This is a genomic window from Roseobacter sp. HKCC-CH-9208 (genome assembly GCF_037805125.1).
GTDB lineage: Bacteria > Pseudomonadota > Alphaproteobacteria > Rhodobacterales > Rhodobacteraceae > M30B80.
The window spans coordinates 2,187,777-2,207,483 of record NZ_JBBLYK010000001.1 but is presented as its reverse complement, the minus strand read 5'-3'; the positions used below and the strand labels follow the sequence as shown (position 1 = coordinate 2,207,483).

General features: G+C 51.8%; 21 protein-coding genes. 13 read left to right on the top strand and 8 right to left on the bottom strand.

Annotation, left to right across the window (positions count from 1 at the left end; genetic code table 11):
* Position 1 precedes the first annotated feature (1 nt).
* On the bottom strand, positions 2-862 hold the full coding sequence (locus AAC621_RS11130; RefSeq protein ID WP_340255667.1) for a glycosyltransferase family 25 protein: 861 nt from the start codon (positions 860-862) through the stop codon (positions 2-4).
* On the opposite strand from AAC621_RS11130, the gene AAC621_RS11125 reads away from it, so the two are divergent.
* Positions 861-1,715 carry a glycosyltransferase family 25 protein gene (locus AAC621_RS11125; RefSeq protein ID WP_340255664.1) on the top strand — a complete coding sequence of 285 codons (855 nt, stop codon included), beginning with the start codon at positions 861-863 and terminating at the stop codon, positions 1,713-1,715. The genes AAC621_RS11130 and AAC621_RS11125 overlap by 2 nt on opposite strands.
* 48 nt (positions 1,716-1,763) lie before the next feature.
* Here the strand turns inward: AAC621_RS11125 and acnA are convergent, their stop codons facing one another.
* Positions 1,764-4,451: an aconitate hydratase AcnA gene (acnA, locus tag AAC621_RS11120; protein ID WP_340255661.1), complete on the bottom strand. Its 2,688-nt coding sequence runs from the start codon at positions 4,449-4,451 to the stop codon at positions 1,764-1,766.
* Positions 4,452-4,629: 178 nt separating this feature from the next.
* Between acnA and ccmA the strand changes: the two genes are divergently transcribed.
* The 7 genes from ccmA (at position 4,630) to AAC621_RS11085 (ending at position 10,024) form a co-directional block, all read left to right on the top strand.
* Complete coding sequence (gene ccmA / locus AAC621_RS11115) at positions 4,630-5,253, top strand: heme ABC exporter ATP-binding protein CcmA (RefSeq protein WP_340255658.1); 624 nt, start codon at positions 4,630-4,632, stop codon at positions 5,251-5,253.
* Complete coding sequence (gene ccmB, locus AAC621_RS11110; protein WP_340255655.1) at positions 5,250-5,906, top strand: heme exporter protein CcmB; 657 nt, start codon at positions 5,250-5,252, stop codon at positions 5,904-5,906. The genes ccmA and ccmB overlap by 4 nt, the downstream gene beginning before the upstream one ends.
* Positions 5,907-5,963: 57 nt before the next feature.
* A complete protein-coding gene (locus AAC621_RS11105) occupies positions 5,964-6,692 on the top strand; it encodes a heme ABC transporter permease (protein WP_340255652.1) in 729 nt (242 codons plus the stop codon).
* A complete protein-coding gene (gene ccmD / locus AAC621_RS11100) occupies positions 6,689-6,880 on the top strand; it encodes a heme exporter protein CcmD (protein WP_340255649.1) in 192 nt (63 codons plus the stop codon). The genes AAC621_RS11105 and ccmD overlap by 4 nt, the downstream gene beginning before the upstream one ends.
* The gene (locus AAC621_RS11095) at positions 6,880-7,455 is read left to right on the top strand and encodes a DsbE family thiol:disulfide interchange protein (protein ID WP_340255646.1); all 576 of its coding nucleotides are present in this window, start codon (positions 6,880-6,882) and stop codon (positions 7,453-7,455) included. The genes ccmD and AAC621_RS11095 overlap by 1 nt, the downstream gene beginning before the upstream one ends.
* Positions 7,456-7,549: 94 nt before the next feature.
* Positions 7,550-8,713 carry an alpha-hydroxy acid oxidase gene (locus AAC621_RS11090; RefSeq protein WP_340255643.1) on the top strand — a complete coding sequence of 388 codons (1,164 nt, stop codon included), beginning with the start codon at positions 7,550-7,552 and terminating at the stop codon, positions 8,711-8,713.
* 147 nt (positions 8,714-8,860) lie between these two features.
* A complete protein-coding gene (locus tag AAC621_RS11085; RefSeq protein WP_340255640.1) occupies positions 8,861-10,024 on the top strand; it encodes an alpha-hydroxy acid oxidase in 1,164 nt (387 codons plus the stop codon).
* A gap of 85 nt (positions 10,025-10,109) precedes the next feature.
* On the opposite strand, the gene AAC621_RS11080 is transcribed toward AAC621_RS11085, so the two are convergent.
* From AAC621_RS11080 to AAC621_RS11070, 3 genes are read right to left on the bottom strand one after another with little or no spacing between them, the layout of a single operon-like run.
* Positions 10,110-10,895: a 2-keto-4-pentenoate hydratase gene (locus AAC621_RS11080; protein ID WP_340255637.1), complete on the bottom strand. Its 786-nt coding sequence runs from the start codon at positions 10,893-10,895 to the stop codon at positions 10,110-10,112.
* Positions 10,896-10,949: 54 nt separating this feature from the next.
* Positions 10,950-11,243, bottom strand: coding sequence for an FAD assembly factor SdhE (locus AAC621_RS11075; protein ID WP_340255634.1), 294 nt, complete (start codon positions 11,241-11,243; stop codon positions 10,950-10,952).
* 36 nt (positions 11,244-11,279) lie between these two features.
* A complete protein-coding gene (locus tag AAC621_RS11070) occupies positions 11,280-11,708 on the bottom strand; it encodes a helix-turn-helix domain-containing protein (RefSeq protein ID WP_340255631.1) in 429 nt (142 codons plus the stop codon).
* Between the two features lie 228 nt (positions 11,709-11,936).
* Between AAC621_RS11070 and AAC621_RS11065 the strand changes: the two genes are divergently transcribed.
* Entirely contained in the window at positions 11,937-13,139 is a 1,203-nt protein-coding gene (locus tag AAC621_RS11065) for a pyridoxal phosphate-dependent aminotransferase (protein WP_340255628.1), read from the top strand.
* Between the two features lie 170 nt (positions 13,140-13,309).
* On the opposite strand, the gene AAC621_RS11060 is transcribed toward AAC621_RS11065, so the two are convergent.
* Positions 13,310-13,741, bottom strand: a complete 432-nt coding sequence (locus AAC621_RS11060) for a DUF6314 family protein (RefSeq protein ID WP_340255625.1) — start codon at positions 13,739-13,741, stop codon at positions 13,310-13,312.
* Positions 13,742-13,849: 108 nt separating this feature from the next.
* Here AAC621_RS11060 and purB point away from each other — a divergent pair, with 108 nt between their 5' ends.
* The 3 genes from purB (at position 13,850) to AAC621_RS11045 (ending at position 17,361) form a co-directional block, all read left to right on the top strand.
* Positions 13,850-15,151 (top strand): adenylosuccinate lyase, encoded by a 1,302-nt coding sequence (gene purB, locus AAC621_RS11055; protein WP_340255622.1) that lies wholly within the window; start codon positions 13,850-13,852, stop codon positions 15,149-15,151.
* Positions 15,152-15,351: 200 nt separating this feature from the next.
* Positions 15,352-16,125, top strand: a complete 774-nt coding sequence (locus AAC621_RS11050; protein ID WP_340255619.1) for a short-chain dehydrogenase/reductase — start codon at positions 15,352-15,354, stop codon at positions 16,123-16,125.
* Between the two features lie 120 nt (positions 16,126-16,245).
* Complete coding sequence (locus tag AAC621_RS11045) at positions 16,246-17,361, top strand: serine/threonine protein kinase (protein WP_340255616.1); 1,116 nt, start codon at positions 16,246-16,248, stop codon at positions 17,359-17,361.
* Between the two features lie 151 nt (positions 17,362-17,512).
* Here AAC621_RS11045 and AAC621_RS11040 read toward each other — a convergent pair whose 3' ends face one another.
* Positions 17,513-17,803 carry a DUF1330 domain-containing protein gene (locus AAC621_RS11040; protein ID WP_340255613.1) on the bottom strand — a complete coding sequence of 97 codons (291 nt, stop codon included), beginning with the start codon at positions 17,801-17,803 and terminating at the stop codon, positions 17,513-17,515.
* A gap of 90 nt (positions 17,804-17,893) precedes the next feature.
* Positions 17,894-18,565, bottom strand: a complete 672-nt coding sequence (locus AAC621_RS11035) for a GntR family transcriptional regulator (protein WP_340255610.1) — start codon at positions 18,563-18,565, stop codon at positions 17,894-17,896.
* A 102-nt stretch (positions 18,566-18,667) separates the two neighbouring features.
* Between AAC621_RS11035 and AAC621_RS11030 the strand changes: the two genes are divergently transcribed.
* Positions 18,668-19,696: a C-terminal binding protein gene (locus AAC621_RS11030; RefSeq protein ID WP_340255607.1), complete on the top strand. Its 1,029-nt coding sequence runs from the start codon at positions 18,668-18,670 to the stop codon at positions 19,694-19,696.
* Positions 19,697-19,707: the final 11 nt, after the last annotated feature.

Sequence of the window (19,707 nt, the reverse complement as noted above, 5' to 3'; positions counted from 1 at the left end):
CCTATAATCCCTTGGCCCGTGCGCGCGCCAAGTGCAGGCGGTAATTCACGCGATACCGCCCAAAGCGCCACAGCCTGACCCAAATCGGGTCCTTCTGCGCCATTTTTTTGCGGCTATCGCCGACTGTGCCATCGCTCGTCTCTTGCGCGCCGATGGCAATCGTTTGCGGGGCAATCATCGCCACGCGCAAATCAAACTCCCAAAAATGCTTATGATCTTCATCGACAGGGCGGAAAATCGGCGGCACTTTGGCCAATATTTTTTCGGCCCCCGCCCGCGTCAGAACATAGCCCAAAGTGGTAGAGGGAACGCGATCAGGGCGACCCAGCGTAAAGCCCTGCCCAATCGTCTGCGCCTGATCAAGGCGCACAGGCTTGAACGAAAAGAGCTTTACCATATCCCATGCCGCTGGGCGCTTTTGCAAATCATCCTGCAACGCGGATAGGGTCGCGGCAAAGTCACCCGTGATGCGCAGGTCATCCTCTAGAACCACCGCGGCCTCAGCCCCGCTTTCCAACAGCCATTCAGCGGCCTTGATGTGGCTGAGATAACAGCCAATTTCAGGCGGCACCAAATCATGCCGCGCGTAGCGGCGATTGGCGCGCACATCATAGACGCGGGCCAACGCGCCTTCGGACAGCGCCCGACCATTCACTGCAGGCAGGCGCGTCCATGCGACACCCGTGCCGTCCAACTCTGCGCTAACACGGGCGAGCCGCGTTTCATTGCTGTCCATATTGATGACGTAAACAGGCCAGTCTTGCACGCGCGCCGCTCCTTTATCCTTGGGAATGGCATAGCCCAGCCACGGGTTTGAACACAAGCGCCGCGCATCATTGCTTGCCCCAACAGCCGCTTTCATGACAAATGCGCCGCAAGCAGAAATCACCCCAGAGGCGCGCATGGCGCAAAATATCCCAATCTATGTCATTAATCTCGACCGCCGCCCCGATCGGCTCGAGCGGATCAGGGATCACCTGCGCGCGCGCGGCGTGACCTTCATTCGTCATTCCGCCTGTGATGCACAAAGCGCGGATGCCGCCCGCATAGATGCTGTGATTGCGGAATATGGCCCCTTGGGGCGGCTTGGTTTGGGTGACCGCGCCTGCACAGTCAGCCATACCGAGGCTTGGGCCGCCTTTCTGCAAACAGACGCGCAATTCGCCCTCTTTTTAGAGGATGACATCTATCTCGCCGCTGATCTGGCCTCTGCGGTGATGACCTCTGATTGGATCCCGCGCGGCACCGAGGCGGTCAAACTTGAGAAATTCAACGAAGGCATATCCAAACTTTTACTTGGCGCGCAAATTGGTCAAACCCCCTTAGGCCGCGCAATCCACCCGATGCGTTCGCGTCATGTGGGGGGGGGGGCCTATATCCTGTCGCGGCGGGGGGCGGAATTGGCCCTGTCTTGGCGCGGCAAGATGCGGGTGCCGATTGACCATTTCCTGTTCAATGACACGGTCAGCCCCATTCGCCGCACTTTGGCCGCTAGCATCATTGTGCCCGCGATGGCGACACAGCGTGCCTATGCCTATAATTCTGATATCTCAGGCCTTGGCAAAGCAGTGCGCCCCAAAGGATGGGCCAAAACATGGCGCAAACTCAAACGCGGCAGCGCCGAAATCAACCAAGCTCCCCGCCAAATCTGGCAATGGGCCACGGGGCAAGCGCGGATTGTAGAGGTAGAATTCGCCGAAAACCCACCCAAATAAAAAAGCCCCGCGCGATGCGTGGGGCTTTTGGTTTCACTGTGGCGAGGCTTACGCTGCGCGGGCGAGGTTGCGCAGAACGTAATGCAAGACGCCGCCATTCTCGATATATTCGATCTCAACCGCCGTATCGATCCGACATTTCAGCGTGATCGTTTTCACGCTGCCATCGGCATAGGTGATATCACAGGGCACTTCGGCCAAGGCTGTGATTGTATCCAAGCCCTTGATTGCCACGGTTTCATCGCCCGTCAGACCCAAGGTCTTGCGGGTGTCGCCGCCTGTGAATTCGAACGGGATCACCCCCATACCAACGAGGTTGGAGCGGTGGATGCGCTCAAAGCTTTCCGCGATCACGGCCTTGACACCCAAAAGGGCGGTGCCTTTTGCAGCCCAGTCACGGCTTGAGCCCGCCCCATATTGCTCGCCCCCAAAGATCACCAAGGGCGTGCCTTGCTCTTGATAGGCCATTGCCGCGTCAAAGATCGAGGTCTGCCCGCCATCTTGGCCTTTGGTATAGCCGCCTTCAACGCCATCCAACATCTCATTCTTGATGCGGATATTGGCGAATGTGCCGCGCATCATGATCTCGTGGTTGCCACGGCGCGCGCCATAAGAGTTGAACTCGCGCACAGGCACCTGACGCTCGATCAGATATTGACCCGCAGGGGTCGTGTCCTTGAACGACCCTGCAGGGCTGATGTGGTCTGTGGTGATCATGTCGCCCAAAAGCGCCAGAACCTTGGCCCCTTCGATATTCTCGATCTTTTTGGTGTCCATCGTGATGCCTTGGAAATAAGGCGGGTTCTGAACATAAGTCGAGGTCGCAGGCCAATCATAGGTCTGCTGATCAGTGGTTTTGACCCCTTGCCATTTCTCATCGCCTTTGAACACATCGGCGTATTTGGCTTGGAACGCTTCGCGCGTCACAGTGCGCTCAACTGTTTCTGCCACTTCTTGCGTGGTTGGCCAAATATCCTTGAGATAAACATCACGACCATCTGGGGTCTGGGCAATTGGGTCATTGGCCAGATCAATATCCATCGTGCCTGCAATCGCATAAGCCACAACCAGCGGCGGCGAGGCGAGATAGTTTGCGCGCACATCGGGGCTGATACGGCCCTCGAAATTACGGTTACCTGACAGCACCGCTGTGGCGACCAAATCACCCTCGGCAATCGCCTCGGAAATCTCTTTCTGCAGCGGGCCAGAGTTACCGATACAGGTGGTGCAGCCATACCCCACAAGGTTAAAGCCGACCTTATCAAGATCTTCTTGCAGGCCTGCGGCCTCAAGATAGGCAGATACAACCTGGCTGCCTGGCGCAAGCGATGTCTTGACCCATGGTTTACGGGTCAGGCCCAATTCAGCGGCCTTGCGCGCCACAAGACCTGCGCCAATCATCACATAAGGGTTCGATGTGTTGGTGCAGGAGGTGATCGAGGCAATTACAACCTTGCCTGATTCCATGCTGTAATCTTCGCCCTTTACGGCGACCTGCTTGCCCAAAGGACGCTTGAACGTCTCTTCCATTTCTTTGCGGAAGGCTGATTTTGCGCTCGACAGCGCCACATAATCTTGTGGGCGTTTTGGGCCAGAAATGGCAGGCACGATCGTGCCCATGTCCAATTCCAACGTGTCGGTATAAACGGGCGCGTAATTCGCATCGCGCCAGAACCCGTTTTCCTTGGCATAGGTTTCGACCAAGGCGATAACCTCTTCCTCGCGGCCCGTGTTGCGCAGATAACGCAGGGTTTCATCATCAATTGGGAAGAAGCCACATGTCGCGCCATATTCAGGCGCCATGTTGGCGATGGTCGCGCGATCCGCCAAAGGCAGGCGATCCAAACCTTCGCCGTAGAATTCAACGAATTTGCCAACCACGCCTTTCTTGCGCAGCATTTCCACAACTTTCAGCACAAGGTCAGTGCCTGTCGTGCCTTCCACCATTGCGCCCGTCAATTTAAAGCCAATCACTTCGGGGATCAGCATCGAGATCGGTTGACCAAGCATTGCGGCCTCTGCCTCGATACCGCCAACGCCCCATCCCAATACAGCCGCGCCATTGACCATGGTGGTGTGGCTGTCTGTGCCAACAAGCGTATCAGGATAGGCGACCAAATCGCCGTTCTGATCCACATCCGACCAAACCGTTTTGGCCAGATATTCAAGGTTCACTTGGTGACAAATCCCCGTGCCAGGAGGCACAACGCGGAAATTGTTGAATGCGTTCTGGCCCCATTTGAGGAAGGTGTAACGCTCCATGTTGCGCTCATATTCGCGATCCACATTCATCTGGAAGGCGCGCGGATTGCCAAATTCGTCAATCATCACGGAGTGGTCAATGACCAAATCCACGGGGTTCAGCGGGTTGATCTTGTCAGGGTTGCCGCCAAGCGCCTTGATCCCGTCCCGCATCGCGGCCAGATCCACAACCGCAGGCACGCCTGTGAAATCCTGCATCAAAACGCGGGCGGGGCGATAGGCGATCTCGCGCGGGTTTTGACCACCCAACTTGGCCCATTCAGCAAAGGCCTTGATGTCATCGACACTGACCGTCTTACCATCTTCGAATCGCAGCATATTCTCAAGCACCACTTTCAGCGCGGCAGGCAATTTTGAGAAATCGCCAAGCCCCGCGGCCTCAGCGGCGGCGATGGAATAATAGGCATAGGTTTTTCCCCCTGCCGTCAGGGTCTTGCGGGTCGCGGCGCTATCGTGGCCTACGGTGATGGGCATATTTGCCTCCCTCATCGAAAAACGGGTTGAACGGTCACGGCCTTAGCCCTTGCTTTTGGATGTGGCAATGGGGGCTGGTCGCGTTTGTATGCCGTTGCATACATTTTTTCATAAGCAGGCGCAAGCATTCCTGTTTGCGCGCTTTCCAAATTCTTAAATTCCGTTTAGCTGTGAAGCTATGATGTTGGAAATCACCTCTCTGGGCTGCGCGCGCGGCGCTGTGCAAGTGTTGCAAAATGTCGACCTCACCCTCTCTGCGGGCGAGGCCGTGGTGCTGCGCGGGCCGAATGGGGCAGGTAAAACCACGCTGTTGCGGATCATCGCGGGGCTGGCCCCCGCCCTGTCGGGGCAGATCAGTTGCGCCAGCGATAGCATCGCCTATAGCGGTCACGCAGACGGCATCAAAACCAGTCTAACCGTGGCGCAAAACCTGAATTTTTGGGCAGGTGTTTTTGGACAGCGTGACATCACGCCTGCGCTTGATGCGTTTGATCTGCATGATCTGCGTGACCGCCCTGCAGGCGAAATGAGTGCGGGTCAAAAACGCCGCCTCAGCCTTGCGCGGCTCTTGGTGACGGGGCGCCCCATTTGGTGCCTTGATGAGCCGACAGTGTCGCTTGACCAAGAAAATGTCGCGCGCTTTGCTGCCGCCGTGCAGGCACATTTGGCCCGTGGCGGGGCCGCATTGATTGCCACCCATATTGATCTCGGGCTGGCCGAGGCGCGGATTTTCAACATCAAACCTTTCATGTGCAAAAAGCTAGCCGAGACTGACCCGTTTTCGGATTGGGGGGCGGCATGATCGGTCTTTTGATACGCGACTTGCGGTTGGCCGTGAAAGCGGGGGGCGGCTTTGGCCTTGCGCTTGCTTTTTTCTTGATCGTTTCCGTTCTGGTGCCGTTCGGGATCGGGCCAGAAACGGGCTTGCTGCGCGAGGTGTCGGGGGGCGTTTTGTGGCTTGGCGCGCTTTTGGCCTGCCTCTTATCACTGGATCGGATCTTTGCCCTTGATTGGGAAGATGGCAGTCTTGAACTTCTGGCAACCTCCCCCCTGCCACTTGAGATGGTCGCAATCACCAAATCTGCGGCGCATTGGATCACCACGGGGCTGCCCTTGGCCTTGGTGGCGCCGCTTTTGGGTCTGTTGTTGAATTTGCCCGAAGACGGGCATCTATGGCTTGTCATCTCGCTTTTGGTGGGAACGCCCGCCCTTTCGGCCATTGGCACATTTGGCGCGGCTTTGACGGTGGGGATGCGGCGGGGCGGATTGTTGCTGTCGCTATTGGTTCTGCCGCTCTATGTGCCCAGTTTGCTCTTTGGGTCGATGGTCGTCTCAAATGGGGCCTCTGGCGAGGCGGTTGGCACCCCTTTGGCCCTATTGGCGGCCATCAGTCTGGGCAGTTTGGCGATTTTACCATTTGCTTCGGCCTCTGCCCTCCGCGTCAATCTGCGCTAGGCTGCCGCTATTTCAGCCCCTTGTGGCCTTGCGGCGCTACGACTAATCTCTGCGCCTATGAGCATCTGGGAATATGCAAATCCGCGAAAATTTATGTCGCTGTCGGGCGCGGTTCTGCCATGGGTGACGGCCCTTGCCGTTGCCATGGTGGTGGGTGGGCTGATCTGGGGTTTTTTCTTCACCCCGAATGATTTTCGCCAAGGTGCGACCGTGAAAATCATCTATATTCACGTGCCCGCCGCGATCATGGGCTCAGGCACGTGGTTTATGATGTTGGCCGCCTCGCTGGTTTGGGTCATTCGCCGCCACCATGTTAGTGCCCTCGCGGCCAAGGCCGCTGCACCCGTTGGGATGGTGTTTACGCTGATCGGCCTGTTCACAGGTGCGGTCTGGGGGCAACCCATGTGGGGCACATGGTGGGAATGGGACCCAAGATTGACGGCGTTCTTGATCCTATTTTTGTTCTATCTGGGCTACATGGCGCTGTGGGCAGCGATCGAGAACCCAGACACCGCCGCAGACCTGACCGCCATTCTTTGTCTTGTTGGCACAGTCTTTGCAGTGATTGCGCGCTATGCGATTTTGTTCTGGAACCAAGGCCTACATCAAGGCGCATCGCTGTCGATGGATGCCGAAGAAAATGTCGCCGATGTCTATGCCTATCCGCTCTGGATTTGCATTATCGGCTTTGGCCTTTTGTTTATCTGCCTTGTGCTGTTGCGCACGCGCACTGAAATTCGCGCCCGCCGCCTCAGCGCCCTCATCGCGCAGGAGCGGATGGCATGACACCTTTCATCTTTCCCGATCTGGGATCATACGCGGTTGAGGTTCTATCTGCCTATGCAGGGACATTGGCGCTTTTGCTGATCTTGGTGGCAGGCTCTGTTTGGCAGGGGCGCAAAACGCGGATCAGGCTTGAGGAATTCGAAGCGCGCCGCACTGCCAAGCGTCAAAAATCTACGGAAAACCTGTGATGAAATTTCGTCCGATGATGATTGTGCCTTTGGCCGTAACGCTTGGGTTTTTCGGGCTTGCGGCGGTGCAGTTAAGCCGCACGGAGGACGCGCGCAGCATCGGCGTTGACACGGCCGCCCTCCCCTCCACGCGTGAAGGCCGCGTGGCCCCGCATCTTGATCTAGCGGCGCTTGACGACACGCCGCTTCTGACCCGTGCCGATCTTGAGGGCAACGGGCTTATCATTCTGAATTTCTTTGCCAGTTGGTGCCCACCCTGCCGCGCTGAGCATCCGACCCTTACCGCATTGGCCGAAGCAGGAAACCCGCTATTTGGCGTGAACTATCGCGATCAATTGGGCCAAGCGCGTGCTTTTTTATCTGAATTGGGCAATCCCTATGACCGCATCGGTCGCGATGAAGAAGCGCGAAATGGGCGCGATTGGGGCGTGGTTGCGATGCCTGAAACCTTCTTTATCAATTCCGAAGGTTTGGTAGTTTTGCATTTCCGTGGACCGATCACTGATCGCGTACTGAGAAACCAAATTCTTCCAGCTCTTGATGACGCAGGTCACACGTTAATGTTGTCTCAATAGGCAATCTGGCCAATATACTGTGCGTGTAAATTAGTATTCTTCTATGTATGATTGGAAGCCTACACACACATTTCGTCAGGATTTTTATTTTTAAATGACCAAACTTCAACGCATTGCATCCATATCTGATCTGAGGGAGCGAGCACGTAAACGCCTTCCTAGATCGGTTTTTGACTTTATTGATGGCGGCGCGGGCGCAGGTCATACCAGGCGCGCCAATCAACAAGATTTTGAAAAATATACGCTACTTCCTCGTGTTGGCGTTGATGTGTCCAAAAGAGACTTAAGCCAGTCTATATTGGGCGTGTCCAGCAGTTTGCCACTTATCCTAGCCCCGACCGGTCTCTCAGGCCTTTACTATCCAAAGGGTGAAATACTTACGGCTAAAGCGGCACATCAAACAGGCATACCTTTTTGTCTATCGACAAATTCTGTTGCGTCTATGGAAACCATTTCTGATGCAGTTCCATCTTCGGAAAAATGGTTTCAATTGTACTTTCTGAAAGACAAAGGCCTGATGTCTTCCATGCTCACTCGGGCCAAGGAAAATGGATATCGCGTACTCTGCATTACATTGGATGTCCCAATTCAAGGAAAACGTGACCAAGATATCCGAAATGGTTTTACCATTCCTTTGAAACTAAATCCTTCAACGCTTCTTGAAGTGTTGGCGCGCCCAAATTGGACCTGGAATTTTTTAAAAGATGCATTGATACGAAAACAAAAAATTTCATTTGGAAATTTTGAAGGCCATCTCAAAATTAGTAAGTATAAAACTAACGCGCAACTTATTGTGGAGTTGTGTGATGCTTCTGCAGATTGGAATACCATTCGCGAAGTCATCAAAGAATGGAACGGACCCGTTGTCATTAAAGGGATCCTAGATCCAGAAGATGCTAAATTAGCCATCCAAGCCGGAGCACATGCAATCGTTGTGTCGAACCATGGAGGAAGGCAACTTGATCAAGTTCCATCAAGCATCTCAGCCCTACCCAAAATCGCAGAGGCAGTTGCAGGACGCGCAGAAATTATACTCGACAGTGGCGTGACACGAGGCACCGATATTGCAATTGCTTTGTCTTTGGGAGCAAGCGCTTGCATGATCGGCCGCTCATGCTTGTGGGGATTAGCAACAGATGGCCAGACAGGCATATTAAAAGCTATCGAAATTCTTAGGCAGGAACTCGATACCAGTATGGCTCTCCTAGGTGTTACGAAGTTACATCAACTAAAGGCAAGAGCGTGCCTTGAACCATAAGTAACTTGGTGGCTAATTGAAGCTCTGAGGCTAACAGTATCACAATTAATCTATGTACAGGTCCAGTACCCACCATAACTAATTTCATGGATGTATTCTGAACAGAGTGCTGTACTCTCGTGAAAACTTATCTAGCCGGTAAAGCTCTTGGAACAAAAATTGACCAAACTTCAACGCATTGCATCTATATCTGACCTGAGGGAGCGAGCACGTAAACGCCTTCCTAGATCGGTTTTTGACTTTATTGATGGCGGCGCGGGCGCAGGCCACACCAGGCGCGCCAATCAACAAGATTTTGAAAAATATACGCTACTTCCTCGTGTCGGCGTTGATGTGTCCAAAAGAGACTTAAGCCAGTCTATATTGGGCGTGTCCAGCAGTTTGCCACTTATCCTAGCCCCGACCGGTCTCTCAGGCCTGTACTATCCAAAGGGTGAAATACTTACGGCTAAAGCGGCACATCAAACAGGCATACCTTTTTGCCTATCGACAAATTCTGTTGCGTCTATGGAAACCATTTCTGATGCAGTTCCATCTTCGGAAAAATGGTTTCAATTGTACTTTCTGAAAGACAAAGGCCTGATGTCTTCTATGCTCACTCGGGCCAAGGAAAATGGATATCGCGTACTCTGCATTACATTGGACCTTCCAATCCAAGGAAAACGTGACCAAGATATCCGAAATGGCTTCACTGTCCCGCTAAAGCTTCGTTTTTCAACGCTTCTTGAAGTTTTGTCGCGCCCCACTTGGACCTTCAATTTTTTAATGGAGGGTGGGATTTCATTTGGCAATTTTGAGGGTCACATCCAAAAAGACAGCCATCGCAGCATAGCTCAACATATTGCGGAGTTGTGTGATGCTTCTGCAGATTGGAACACCATTCGCGAAGTCATCAAAGAATGGAACGGACCCGTTGTCATTAAAGGGATCCTAGATCCAGAAGATGCTAAATTAGCCATCCAAGCCGGAGCACATGCAATCGTTGTGTCGAACCATGGAGGAAGGCAACTTGATCAAGTTCCATCAAGCATCTCAGCCCTACCCAAAATCGCAGAGGCAGTTGCAGGACGCGCAGAAATTATACTCGACAGTGGCGTGACACGAGGCACCGATATTGCAATTGCTTTGTCTTTGGGAGCAAGCGCTTGCATGATCGGCCGCTCATGCTTGTGGGGATTAGCAACAGATGGCCAGACAGGCATATTAAAAGCTATCGAAATTCTTAGGCAGGAACTCGATACCAGTATGGCTCTCCTAGGTGTTACGAAGTTACATCAACTAAAGGCAAGAGCTTGTTTAAACTTAAGTTGACCAACCTTGGACATAAAAAACACAAGTTGTAATCCAGAACACGGTTCGTGTCCGTTTAAGATTAGCCCATATTTCTTGGGTTACATTATTTAAAAGAACAGCTGATTTGGCCCAGAACTCCGAAATCAGCAAAAACAGTATCTCCATGAGAGATCTCAAGCGGAAGCATGCAGGTGCCAGTGGTTACAATTTGACCAGACTGCAAACCTACGCCAATTTTTGAAAGCTCATTCGTGATCCAAGTTAGGGCTAGCCGAGGATCTCCAAGAACATTCTTACCAACACCATCTCTGATTATATGATCTCCAACTCTGCCAGTAACATGGTGTTCAGAAAGATCTAAGCCTCGCCACAGATCGGGCGCTTTTGGGCCCAAGATAAATTGATGACCACACGCATTATCGGCAATCAACTGTTCTTCCCCAGCTCGTGCGAAATCTGTAAAGCGAGACGCAGGCATTTCCAGAGCCAAAAAAAGCTCTGACACCGAACTCATAACTTCTTCCAAACTGTACGCCGATGTCCTTGGAGGTAAGCTGTGTCCCAGTTTGAAAGCGAATTCTGGTTCTGCAACTCGCATGTTGTTGCCGACAAGCGGAAGAACATCACCATCATAGGATACCATTGACTCAATAAGACGGCCCGCCATCGGGCCATTTACACCAATGTGGTTTTGTCCTGCTGAGCTCGTCGCTGCAATCTTCCATCCGAATAGTGCAGCCTGAGACTCATGTTCCAGTATCTCTTGGATCGCGTACCCATCCATCCGCGTTGATGGCCTATAATGAGGGGGAAGAGCAGAAATCGTAGAGCCCGACTGCCAAGTTGAAACCAGCAATTGAGATGCGCGTCTAATTGCGTCAGTTTCCATTTACTTCAAACCCATGAACGCTGAATACCACTTCAACCAATATAACAACGCCAGTTACTGGTTGTCATTGTGAAACTTTTGGCCAAATTGCTTGCCAATGATTTGAAGGAAACCTGCTATTTCATCAGGCGCCGATTTTTGACCAGATATCCATTGATAGAGGTCTTGATCCGCCTCCTCAAGCACCGCCTCAAACTGATCGAGCGTGGCATCATCAGCGGAGGACAAATGCGCGTCTGCCCATCCGCCCAAAATCAAATCCATTTCTTTGATACCACGATGCCATGCCCGCATCCTAAGACGCTTGAGACGGATTTCGCGTGTCTCTTGGTGAGCAGATTGTGACATAGACAGCCTCTCAGCTTGCGGCGATTTTGCTATTCTCTACTGCCCGCCCGCCTCTTCTACCAGAGTTTGGCGCAATCTTTTTTCGAGCCGGCCCAAAGCATCGGATAGCTGAGCTTGCTCCGCGCGAATGCGCCTTAGGTCTTTCAGGATTGCACTTGTGTCTTCGCTTATCGCAGATGCCACAAATGGGCCATCAATTCCATCACCGCGACCTGTCAACAACCACATAATCGACACGCCTAAAACTCCAGCCAACATTTGTAACTTGTTGGCGCGCGGTTCGGCCTGATCATTTTCCCATGAGCGGATGGTCTTGGCTTTGACACCCATGCGCCGTGCAAGTTCAGCTTGGCCTATATTAGCAGCCTCACGCGCGCCCGCCATACGATCTCCAAATGTGGCTGTATCTTCGTCATACCAGCTTGCATCTGTCTGCTGTTCATGGGTGATTACATCATCGCTCATCGCGGAGGCTCCTTTTCAAATCGGCCAACTTGTTTTCATGCTGCACAGCGCGCAGCTCCCACTGTTCAACCTAAAAGGAACAAAAGCGCATGAAATGCATATATGCGGCACTTCGCCCAACAATTCCGCGCTTGAACAGCCTTGCGCCAAACCCTAAAGCTGTGCCGCAGTGAAGTAAACCGCAGGCCCCCGCCTTTGATGCGTGCGCCGCAAAACTGGAGAAATCCAATGGCCTTTTTGTCCGACACGCTTTCGCGGGTCAAACCCTCCCCCACAATCGCCGTCTCCAACCTCGCCGCAGAGTTGAAGGCGCAAGGCAAAGATGTGATTGGGCTTGGCGCAGGTGAGCCTGATTTTGACACCCCCCAAAACATCAAAGACGCGGCCAAAGCCGCGATTGATGCGGGTCGGACCAAATATACTGCGGTGGATGGTATTGCCGAACTCAAGCAGGCGATCTGCAAGAAATTCGAGCGGGAAAATGGCCTAAGCTATAAACCCTCGCAAGTGTCGGTCGGCACGGGCGGCAAACAAATTTTGTATAACGCGCTGATGGCCACCTTAAACCCCGGCGATGAGGTGATCATCCCTGCCCCTTATTGGGTGAGCTACCCCGATATGGTTCTGCTTGCAGGCGGCACCCCTGTGATTGCAACGGCCACGATTGAAACGAATTTCAAACTCACACCCGAGGCGCTTGAGGCGGCCATCACCCCTAAGACCAAATGGTTCATTTTCAACAGCCCTTCCAACCCCACAGGCGCTGGGTATACCCGCGCCGAGTTGAAGGCGTTGACCGATGTTTTGCTACGCCATCCACATGTCTGGATCATGTCCGATGATATGTATGAGCATCTGGTCTTTGATGGCTTTGAATTCTGCACCCCTGCCGAGGTGGAGCCCGCCCTTTACGAGCGCACCTTGACCTGCAATGGCGTCTCCAAAGCATATGCGATGACTGGGTGGCGGATCGGCTATGCGGCAGGGCCCGAGAACTTGATTGGTGCGATGCGCAAAATCCAAAGCCAGTCCACCTCGAACCCCTCATCAGTAAGCCAATGGGCCGCCGTTGAGGCACTCAATGGGCCGCAAGATTTCTTGGCGGATAACGTAGCCTTGTTCTTGCGCCGCCGCAATCTAGTGGTTGAAATGCTGAACGCGGCAGAGGGCATCACTTGCCCAACACCAGACGGGGCATTTTACGTCTATCCGTCCATCGCAGGCTGCATCGGAAAGACTAGCCCTGATGGCAAAAAAATCGATTCAGACGAGGATTTCGCGACAGCCCTTCTTGAAGAAGAAGGCGTGGCTGTGGTGTTTGGTGGCGCCTTTGGCCTATCGCCCAATTTCCGCGTATCCTATGCAACATCAGACGAAAATCTGCGCGAGGCATGCAGCCGCATTCAACGATTCTGCGCAGGCCTGAAATAATCCTAATCCCCCTCCCGCAGCAGCGCCGCAAGCGCCTGCTGCGGGCGGCACCTCGGGCGCAATCCCGCGCCCATGATGAGGATCTCGAGGATTTCACCCATCACTTGGTTTTGGTGATGAATAATCTTCACAGCGTGTTGGCGCGCCAGAAAGGCGAACGCCAATCGAGATCAGTCTCGATAGTAGGTGGTCACCAAATCCAAATCTTTGCGCGGCCCCGTGATACGACATTGGCACTGCCACTGCCGCGGAAGCGCGTCAAACTGATAGCGCAAGATATATAGATCAGGGGCGCAGTCATGGCGCGCAGGGTGGTCTGCGGCGCGAATGAGGTGAAAGGGACGGTTGTCGTCAAAATCCACTTGCCAACCCTCTGGGACACGCCGCCAAATATAACGCCGCTCTGCATCAAAGATTTGACCCGCGCCATAGGTTAAGCGCCCTTCCTCTTGATACTGCAGAACATTAACCTCAGCCGGCGTGAACCGCGCATGCCCTTCGAAATGACCTTTCAACTCTGCGCGGTGATCGTAGATGTCGCGCGCTACCCGCCACGCACCTGCCAGCGCGTCGCTCTCTGGTATGGAGGAGATATTATCCAATTTGGCATTCCTCATGGTCGCAGGTAGTCGAAAAGCGGTTTCCTCTTCTGTGACATTTAGATTAGAAGGCGCGCAACCCCTTGAAACCGCATCACAGAAGGTTCGCCAATGATCCCCCGCTATGCCCGCCCCGAAATGGTTGCCATCTGGTCGCCTGAAACCAAATTCCGTATCTGGTATGAGATCGAAGCCCATGCGTGCGATGCGCAGGCCGAGCTTGGTGTGATCCCCCGCGAAAACGCCGAAGCCGTTTGGAAGGCGAAAGATGTAGAGTTCGATGTGGAGCGCATTGACGAGATTGAAGCCGTCACCAAGCATGATGTGATCGCCTTTCTCACCCATCTGGCCGAGCATATCGGGGCCGAAGATGCGCGTTTTGTGCATCAGGGCATGACCTCATCGGATGTTTTGGATACCACCCTCAACGTGCAGCTAGTACGCGCGGCGGATATCCTGCTGGCGGATCTCGATAAGGTCTTGGCTGCGCTGAAAACTCGAGCGATTGAGCATAAAGACACAGTTCGGATTGGCCGCAGCCATGGAATTCACGCAGAACCCACTACAATGGGCCTAACCTTCGCCCGGTTCTATGCCGAAATGGATCGCAACAAGGCCCGCCTACAGGCTGCACGTACCGAAATCGCCACCGGTGCCATTTCAGGCGCGGTTGGAACGTTCGCCAACATCGACCCCGCCGTTGAAGAGCATGTCTGCAAAATGATGGGCCTCTCGCCTGAGCCGATTTCGACCCAAGTGATCCCCCGCGATCGTCACGCGATGTTCTTTGCCACACTTGGCGTTATTGCTAGCAGCATTGAGAATATCGCTATCGAAATTCGTCATATGCAACGGACTGAAGTGCTCGAGGCAGAAGAATTCTTTTCAGCGGGGCAAAAAGGTTCCTCAGCAATGCCACACAAGCGCAACCCAGTTTTAACGGAAAACCTGACTGGTCTTGCGCGGCTTGTGCGTATGGCGGTGATCCCCGCGATGGAGAACGTAGCGCTTTGGCATGAGCGGGATATCTCGCACAGTTCGGTTGAGCGCGGGATTGCGCCTGATGCCACCATCACCTTGGATTTTGCATTAAATCGCTTGGCAGGCGTTGTCGAAAAACTCGTGATCTATCCTGAAACTATGCTTGCCAATATGAACAAGTTTAAGGGTTTGGTGATGTCGCAGCGCGTGCTTTTGGCATTGACCCAAGCCGGCGTCAGTCGCGAAGACGCCTATCGCCTTGTACAACGCAACGCTATGAAGGTGTGGGAGCAAGGGGCTGATTTCAAAACCGAACTTCTTGCAGATACCGAGGTGACCGATGCACTCAGCGCCGCTGAAATCGAAGAAAAATTCGACCTAGGATATCACACCAAGCACGTGGAGACGATTTTTAAGCGTGTTTTCGGTTGATTTAAAGCACAACTTCTGAAGATGGCTATCATCTTTTAGAAATATGGGGCCCAGACGAAATAGGCTGGGTCTTTTTGTTCATGCTTAGTCTACACGAAATGTATTTCGGAAATATCTCTGATCAGTTGTTTGGCTCTAAATCATGATGCAGATTAATAGTGTAGGATGCATTAAGCGCCTCTGTCAGCTGGAGAAACGACTTGGATTTAAACCTTAAGAATAAAAAAGTACTCATTACTGGCGGATCCCGTGGCATTGGGCTGGCTACAGCAAAAATTTTTTTAGAGGAAGGCGCTACTGTCACTATAGTCGGCCGAAGTGAGACAAACCTCGAAAAAGCGAGAACTCAACTAGAAGCAGTTTCACGTGGTGTTAGCACTGTAAGCGCAGACCTCTCATGCGAGGAACAAAGAGAAGCGCTATACTCCTCGCGCGACGACTTCGATATCGTGGTCAATAATGCAGGCGCTATTCCCAGCGGCGGCATACAAGATCTCAGCATGGATGAATGGCGTAAAGCATGGGATTTGAAAGTCTTTGGATATATCCATTTATGCAAGCTCTTTTCTGCAGCGATGATGGCTCGAAAGAGTGGTGTCATAGTTAATATCATCGGAATAGGCGGCAGACACACCACCCCATCCTATATCTGCGGCGCCGGAGGCAACGCTGCATTAATAGCTTTCACACAAGCTTTGGGGGCAGAAACTGCGAAGAACGGTGTGCGTACCTACGGAATAAATCCGTCTGCAACTGCTACAGACAGAACAATTGAGCTTCTAAAACAACGTGCTAAGCGTGAAACTGGCAATGAAGAAAACTGGAAAAATTTCATAAACACGGAGACATTGCCATTTGGGCGCCTGCAGAACCCTGAAGAGATAGCAAACATGGCCGTCATGTTGTGTTCAGATAAAGTACAGTATCTCTCTGGAACTGTCATTGACTCAACAGGTGGCTTTCAGTGGTCTTGAAAACATAAACCGCTCCGGCGGAGAGTTGGCTCTTTGGTTACCTGTGCTTTCGCAGGTAACACTGGACTGAAAATTTCTATGCAGTAATCCATAAGCATAAATCAACGAAGTGAAACAAAAATGAAAAACACCGTCGTAAATAGCTGGAATGAATGGGATCCACTGAAACATGTGATTGTCGGAAGAGCCGATGATTGTCACATCCCGCCAGAAGAGCCCGCACTTGACGCGAAAGTTCCTGAAGACAGCGACATGCGCGGCCAATGGGGCCGTCGCCCTCAAGAAACAATCGATAGAGCCAATGAGCTACTGGACAACTTCGCTGGACAATTAAAAGCTCGAGGCATACGCGTCGATCGGCCGTCACCGATTGATCACTCTCTTCCAGTTACTACGCCAGATTTCCACACAGACAGTCAGTTCGGCTGCATGCCTCCCAGGGATGTATTGCTGACTGTCGGATCGGAAATTCTAGAGGCGACAATGTCCTATCGCTGTAGATGGTTCGAATATTTAAATTATCGCCCACTACTAAAAAAATATTGGGAAGAGGACCCAAATTTCAGGCACGAGGCCGCTCCAAAGCCGCGCCTAACGGACGCTGATTATCATCCAGATTATTTGTCGGAAAAAATTGGTGATACGAAAAGGTTAGAGTGGGCCGCAAAGAAATTCTTTGTCACTACTGAAGAGGAACCACTATTTGACGCTGCAGATGTATTGCGGTTCGGAAAAGACTTGGTTGTACAACACGGATTTACAACCAATCTGAAAGGCATTGAATGGCTGAGGCGCCACTTCCCAGAACACCGAGTGCACACTGTTAATTTTCCAGGTGATCCATATCCAATCCACATAGATGCGACTTTTACGCCTCTACGTCCTGGTCTAATTTTGAACAACCCCCAGCGCAGACTTCCAGAAGAACAGAGAAAAATGTTCTTTGATAATGACTGGGAAATTGTAGATGCCGCCCAACCGGCACACAACACACCCCCACCACTCTGCTATTCATCAGTTTGGTTGTCGATGAACGTCTTAGTTTTGGATCCAAAAACAGTTTGTGTCGAAAAATCTGAAGTTTACCAAGCTGAACAAATGGATCGTCTGGGCATGGAGGTGGTGGAAGTTGAACTACGCGATGCTTATGCCTTTGGTGGCGGGCTCCACTGCTGCACTGCAGACGTTTATCGTGAAGGCTCCTGCGAAGACTATTTTCCGAATATTGGAAGTTGAATTAATTGGAGCGCAGTAACTTGGCGCAGCTGTATCAAATCAGTAACGAGTTGATACAGCTGCAATCCAATTTTCATTCGAAATTCTGAACAGCTATTTTTTAGTAAGTGACCGCGAAAATTACATCCATGAAGCACATGGTATGGTCACACTACTCAGTACCCTCAATAATCATGAGGTCTGTATCTGCACATTCTTCTCGTACTGCCTTCGCGGCTTGATACTCGGCACTAAAGTAAAATGTCTCTGCAACTTCCTTGCTGTCAAACTCAATCATCATTACTGTGCCGGTAAGTTGACCCTCATGTCTGTCGGCTGCTGGACCTTTAGCCAAAACCTTCCCACCGTACTTCTTAATAGCCGGCGCAGCCATTCCTGAGAATGTTTGAAACTTTTCGGCATCTTTGACCCTGATATTGGCCACTAAGTACCCTTTTGACATATCAAATATCCTCTGCTGATCGTTACACATAGAAGGGCGATCAGCTTGGGCATTTATGATTACTCCGTCAAGTACGCCAGACCGCCGCGGTTACTTATCATCAGAAGCGTGCAGTGAACTTAAAGCCATACTGTAGGCTTTTCGAGTGCGATCAATGTGCTCGGCAAGTAATTTCTTGATTGTGGAAAGGTCTCCGCTGTGCACAGCTCTGATAATCGCTTTGTGTTCATTGAAGGATAAGTCTGTGTGTTTCGGGAGCCGCGAAAGAAGTTTGCGAAGCGCTGCAATTTTACCTGCATAGCGACTGTAACTAGCTGCCAGGTAATAATTGTCCGCATGTTCGAAAATAAGTTGGTGAAATTGGTTGTCTAATGCAATGTAGGCATCGTCGTCGTTTTTGGCTTTGCTAATAGCCATCATCTCCACGACATTTTCCATATCCGCAGCAAGACCTGCACGATTTCGTTGTAGAGCAAGCTCGAAGGATGCCGATTCAATTGCCTGACGAAAGTCACATATTTGAACGACCTCATTCTCTGTTAAGTTGAAAACTCGTGCACCTTTCTGAGGTTCAATGTGCACTAAGCCCTCGTCACGCAACTGCGCAAGCGCCTCTCGGACTGGAGATTTTGATACACCAAGCTCTTCAGAAATCCTTCTCTCCGAAAGAACCTGACCCATCTGAAATGTGCCATCTATTATGCGCTCGCGAAGGAATTCTAGCGCCAATTCTCTAAGCGATTTTGGTCGCTGTAACGCCATGTGAAATCACTCCGAAACAGTTGCAAAGACAAGAATATCTGATAAAACAACAGTTGCAATCTGGAATATCAGATATCAGATATGCATTTGGAGAAGCCCGAAATGGCAAATACAAATAGTTCCACACCACGCGCCGATCGCCCAATTGTCGTCATCACCGACTATGACTTTGCGGATGTAGAGATCGAAACAAACATCCTAGAAGCCGCAGGGGCCAAGGTAGTTTCTCTACAGGCAAAACAGGAAAGCGATCTCTTCGAAGTCGCACCAAGTTGCGCAGCTATGATGAATCAGTACGCAAAAATCGGGTGCGAAACGATAAATCGAATGACGCGCTGTAAAGTAATCGCTCGATATGGTGTTGGCGTAGATATTGTGGATGTAGACGCTGCGACGGAAAAAGGAATCCTCGTGACCAATGTGCAAGACTATTGCACTGAAGAGGTCGCTGATCATGCAATTTCTCTTTGGCTGGCACTCGCCAGAAAATTATCCGAATACAATCGAGCAACCCATGCAGGCATCTGGAGATGGCAAAGTGGACAGCCAGTTTATCGATTGCGTGGACGCACGCTTGGTATCGTATCACTTGGCAAGATTGGACAAGCTATCACGGAACGGGCGCGTGCCTTTGGCGTCACAATAATCGCCTACGATCCCTTTGTGCTCCCAGATGTCGCCACAAGTTTAGGCGTTGAGCTGGTAGACAAGGCCGAATTACTAGCCCGTTCCGACTACCTATTGATGCAAGCTCCGATGACACCTGAAACATATCATTTTCTGTCGGATGCTGAATTTGCAGCTATGAAGCCTGGGGCCATCCTTGTTAACACTGGGCGCGGTCCAACAATCGATAATACCGCGCTTTTTCGCGCATTAAGCGAAGGCCATCTTGCAGCGGCAGGACTTGATGATCCAGAAGAAGAACCGGCCAAACGGAAAAATTGGTCGCCAGACAACAATCCCCTCTTTAAACTTCCAAACGTATTAGTGACTCCACATTCGGCCTACTACTCCGAGGAATCCATCATCGCCGCTCGGGTTACGGCGGCTACCCAGGTGGCATTGGTGCTAACCAACCAAAAACCAAAATATACGGTCAATGCAGACGCATTGGCAAAAACACCCTGATAACAGGAGAT

Excerpts from the sequence above, each read along its gene's own strand:
- ccmB (WP_340255655.1), top strand. The coding sequence starts at position 5,250 with ATGATCGGTCTTTTGATACGCGACTTGCGGTTGGCCGTGAAAGCGGGG.
- ccmA (WP_340255658.1), top strand. The coding sequence starts at position 4,630 with ATGATGTTGGAAATCACCTCTCTGGGCTGCGCGCGCGGCGCTGTGCAA.
- AAC621_RS11030 (WP_340255607.1), top strand. The coding sequence starts at position 18,668 with ATGGCAAATACAAATAGTTCCACACCACGCGCCGATCGCCCAATTGTC.
- AAC621_RS11130 (WP_340255667.1), bottom strand. The coding sequence starts at position 862 with ATGAAAGCGGCTGTTGGGGCAAGCAATGATGCGCGGCGCTTGTGTTCA.
- AAC621_RS11065 (WP_340255628.1), top strand. The coding sequence starts at position 11,937 with ATGGCCTTTTTGTCCGACACGCTTTCGCGGGTCAAACCCTCCCCCACA.
- AAC621_RS11105 (WP_340255652.1), top strand. The coding sequence starts at position 5,964 with ATGAGCATCTGGGAATATGCAAATCCGCGAAAATTTATGTCGCTGTCG.
- purB (WP_340255622.1), top strand. The coding sequence starts at position 13,850 with ATGATCCCCCGCTATGCCCGCCCCGAAATGGTTGCCATCTGGTCGCCT.
- AAC621_RS11040 (WP_340255613.1), bottom strand. The coding sequence starts at position 17,803 with ATGTCAAAAGGGTACTTAGTGGCCAATATCAGGGTCAAAGATGCCGAA.
- AAC621_RS11090 (WP_340255643.1), top strand. The coding sequence starts at position 7,550 with ATGACCAAACTTCAACGCATTGCATCCATATCTGATCTGAGGGAGCGA.
- ccmD (WP_340255649.1), top strand. The coding sequence starts at position 6,689 with ATGACACCTTTCATCTTTCCCGATCTGGGATCATACGCGGTTGAGGTT.
- AAC621_RS11095 (WP_340255646.1), top strand. The coding sequence starts at position 6,880 with ATGAAATTTCGTCCGATGATGATTGTGCCTTTGGCCGTAACGCTTGGG.
- AAC621_RS11045 (WP_340255616.1), top strand. The coding sequence starts at position 16,246 with ATGAAAAACACCGTCGTAAATAGCTGGAATGAATGGGATCCACTGAAA.
- AAC621_RS11080 (WP_340255637.1), bottom strand. The coding sequence starts at position 10,895 with ATGGAAACTGACGCAATTAGACGCGCATCTCAATTGCTGGTTTCAACT.
- acnA (WP_340255661.1), bottom strand. The coding sequence starts at position 4,451 with ATGCCCATCACCGTAGGCCACGATAGCGCCGCGACCCGCAAGACCCTG.
- AAC621_RS11125 (WP_340255664.1), top strand. The coding sequence starts at position 861 with ATGACAAATGCGCCGCAAGCAGAAATCACCCCAGAGGCGCGCATGGCG.
- AAC621_RS11075 (WP_340255634.1), bottom strand. The coding sequence starts at position 11,243 with ATGTCACAATCTGCTCACCAAGAGACACGCGAAATCCGTCTCAAGCGT.
- AAC621_RS11035 (WP_340255610.1), bottom strand. The coding sequence starts at position 18,565 with ATGGCGTTACAGCGACCAAAATCGCTTAGAGAATTGGCGCTAGAATTC.
- AAC621_RS11070 (WP_340255631.1), bottom strand. The coding sequence starts at position 11,708 with ATGAGCGATGATGTAATCACCCATGAACAGCAGACAGATGCAAGCTGG.